3 protein-coding genes and 1 pseudogene are annotated in these 2,656 nt (G+C 37.1%); 3 read left to right on the forward strand and 1 reads right to left on the reverse strand.

What is annotated here, in order from left to right; all coding sequences use genetic code 11:
- Positions 1-242: 242 nt before the first annotated feature.
- Entirely contained in the window at positions 243-554 is a 312-nt protein-coding gene (locus tag ACFIJL_RS09020; RefSeq protein WP_114647946.1) for an XRE family transcriptional regulator, read from the reverse strand.
- 94 nt (positions 555-648) lie between these two features.
- Here ACFIJL_RS09020 and ACFIJL_RS09025 point away from each other — a divergent pair, with 94 nt between their 5' ends.
- The 3 genes and pseudogenes from ACFIJL_RS09025 to ACFIJL_RS09035 all read left to right on the forward strand — a co-directional run.
- Positions 649-966 carry a hypothetical protein gene (locus ACFIJL_RS09025; protein WP_375624342.1) on the forward strand — a complete coding sequence of 106 codons (318 nt, stop codon included), beginning with the start codon at positions 649-651 and terminating at the stop codon, positions 964-966.
- 676 nt (positions 967-1,642) lie between these two features.
- The gene (locus ACFIJL_RS09030) at positions 1,643-1,978 is read left to right on the forward strand and encodes a dATP/dGTP diphosphohydrolase domain-containing protein (RefSeq protein ID WP_273791733.1); all 336 of its coding nucleotides are present in this window, start codon (positions 1,643-1,645) and stop codon (positions 1,976-1,978) included.
- 11 nt (positions 1,979-1,989) lie between these two features.
- Positions 1,990-2,656 (forward strand): annotated as a pseudogene (locus ACFIJL_RS09035) (hypothetical protein); the annotation flags it as partial.

A 2,656-nucleotide genomic window follows, 5' to 3' on the forward strand; every position in this document is an offset into this window, starting at 1 on the left:
TCGCACATCACTAAGAGAATTTCATCAGAATTTATAAACACTGGTTTATTCACAAATGCCTCCATACTGCCTATTGGCAAAAGTTATTTTCTAAGATATGGAACTTATATTTCATTATTTATGAAAATTGTCAATATAAAAATTCAGAAAATATGAAATTTTAATAAAGTGTAGGTTAATTATGGATAAACTAATGTTAGAAAAACTTTGGAATTGTGGAGATAAAAAAGTGATGGCTGCTATTATTTTTTGTCTGAAGAACAAGAATTCTGAAGAATCGTTAAAACAGCTTTCTGAACTTCGGGATTTGCTTGATAATACAGTTGAATAAACTGTTCAGATTCTTTGATTAGAAAAGGGGGGATTTCGCCAAAAAAATCAATAATTTCTATTAATTCACTTGCTTTTATTGATCTTTTTGTACCTGAATCATGCAACATACTAGTTAAGGTAGATGGTAACACTCCTAAATGCTTGGCTAGCATTTTCTTACTACCATGACCATTTTTAGCTAATTGCGCATTAAGCCATACCTTTAACTGATCTGATTCCATAAAATACAAAGTCTTTCATATGAAATGAAAAATCAATAAAAAAAATATGAAATTTTATCTTGATAAAATTCATAAAATATGAAATTTTATCTTTATGAAAAAAGAACCTGCGTATACTATAATAAAATATCTAGGGGGGGCTGTTAACGTTTCGCGTATTTTGAAGAAATGTAAAGGTGCTGTTTATCGTATCACTTATTCTAAAGAGAAGGGTGGTTCTAATGGATTGTTTCCTTCAATTTATCAAGCGCAGTTATTAACCTACGCACGTGATCATGGGATAGATTTGCGTCCAGAAGATTTTTTTTATCCCGAGCGCTTGCAGAGATTAATGCAAGAGCAACACCCCCCATTGTCGAAAATTAGCAAGAGCAGCGGTGTTGATCACACCGGAGAAACTTTACAGCATTAAGGAGACAAAGATGGCTGTAGAAAAGAAATATGAGTTCACACGCCAAGGAATAACGCTTTATCCTGATAAGAATAATTCACATGGTATTGTAATGCTTCGTCGCATACGGGCACTGAGAGACTTTGGAAGAGTCAAGAAAGGTGATCTTGGTGGTTTTATAGAGCATGAAGGTAACCTATCACATGAGGGTGATTGTTGGGTAGCTGGTTCGGATAGATCTTTTAATAATGGGTATGTTTTTGGCAATGCTCGTGTTTTTGGAGATGCCCGTGTTGGTGGCATGGCACGTGTTTTTGGGCATGCACAAGTATACGGTTGTGCAGATGTTTCTAATTGTGTGTATGTTTATGATTATGCAAAGATTTACGGTAATGCGGAGGTTTATGGTAGTGATACCCGTGTTTATGGTAAGGCGCAAATTTATGAGAATGCTTCAGTAAAAGGCAAAGCAGAAGTTTACGGCAATTCTCGCATTTATGGGGATGCTAAGGTTTACAACAAAGCACGTGTCTATGGTCAAGCCAAGGTTTTTGGTAATGCCGAAGTTTTCAATCAATCTAAAGTTTATGACAATGCGTTAGTTCACGGGCATGCCAAGATTAGAGAGAATGCCAAGATTTACGGCAATGCCGATGTTTGTGACTATGAAGATTTTCGCGATAACGACGAAGTTTACATGCGTAAACACGTTTCATATAGCACAAACGAAGCGCATAAGAATGATGATGGTAAGCCTCGTATAGAGCTTATACCGCCGTTGGCACTGATTGAAATCGGCAAAGTTTTAGAGTTTGGTGCAAAGAAGTACGGAGCAAACAATTGGCGTAATGGCATGCACTGGAGCAGGTTTCACGGTGCTGCTTTACGTCATTTATTAGCATGGTTTGGTGGAGAGCATAAGGATGCTGAGAGTGATTTATCACACTTGGCACATGCGGCTTGTTGCATTCTTTTTTTAATGGAATGCGAAGCACAACAGATTGGTCATGATGACCGCCCTCATAAAAATTAAAGGAGATAAAGATGAGTTCGAATGAAATTTTATGGATAGCAGTGGTTTCAGTTTTGCTCTTAAGCGGAGTGATGTTTCGTATTGCATTGCATTATCGCAACCAAGTTAAAGCACTTAAAGAGCAGGTTCAAGATATTAAGAAAAAAATGAAAGAGAATGAGTTTAGGTATTTAATGGAAAGCAAGCAGACAATTGATGAATGTGATGCGGATCTTGAAGAACGTGACAAGGAAATTAAACAACTGAAGCAAGAGATTGAAGAACGCGACGAGGAAATTAAACAACTGAAACAAAAGACTGAAGAGCATGAAAAGGCGTTCAGAAATGTAAGTGAAGTTGTAATGACACTCGAAGCAGATGTGCAATCACGTGATACGGAAATTAAAGAATTGAAGCAAGAGATTGAAGAACGCGACGAGGAAATTGATGAACTGAAGCAAAAGATGGAAGAATGTGACGACGAGGAAATTGATGAACTGAAGCAAGAGATTAAAGAACGTGACGAGGAAATTAAACAACTGAAACAAAAGATAGATGCGTACCGAGAAGAGTTTAAACGGAAAAGTGAAAAGATACAGGCACTAAAAGCAGATGTTCAATCACGCGACGAGGAAGTTGAAAGACTAACACAAGAGCTTAAACAGCGTGATGAAGCAGTAAAAGCGCCGCCTCATAAGA

This window comes from Bartonella sp. TT119HLJHH (genome assembly GCF_042193385.1).
In the GTDB taxonomy this organism is placed as follows: domain Bacteria; phylum Pseudomonadota; class Alphaproteobacteria; order Rhizobiales; family Rhizobiaceae; genus Bartonella.

Coding starts and splice junctions, on each gene's coding strand:
- ACFIJL_RS09030 (WP_273791733.1), top strand. CDS start 1,643: ATGCGTAAACACGTTTCATATAGCACAAACGAAGCGCATAAGAATGAT.
- ACFIJL_RS09025 (WP_375624342.1), top strand. CDS start 649: ATGAAAAAAGAACCTGCGTATACTATAATAAAATATCTAGGGGGGGCT.
- ACFIJL_RS09020 (WP_114647946.1), bottom strand. CDS start 554: ATGGAATCAGATCAGTTAAAGGTATGGCTTAATGCGCAATTAGCTAAA.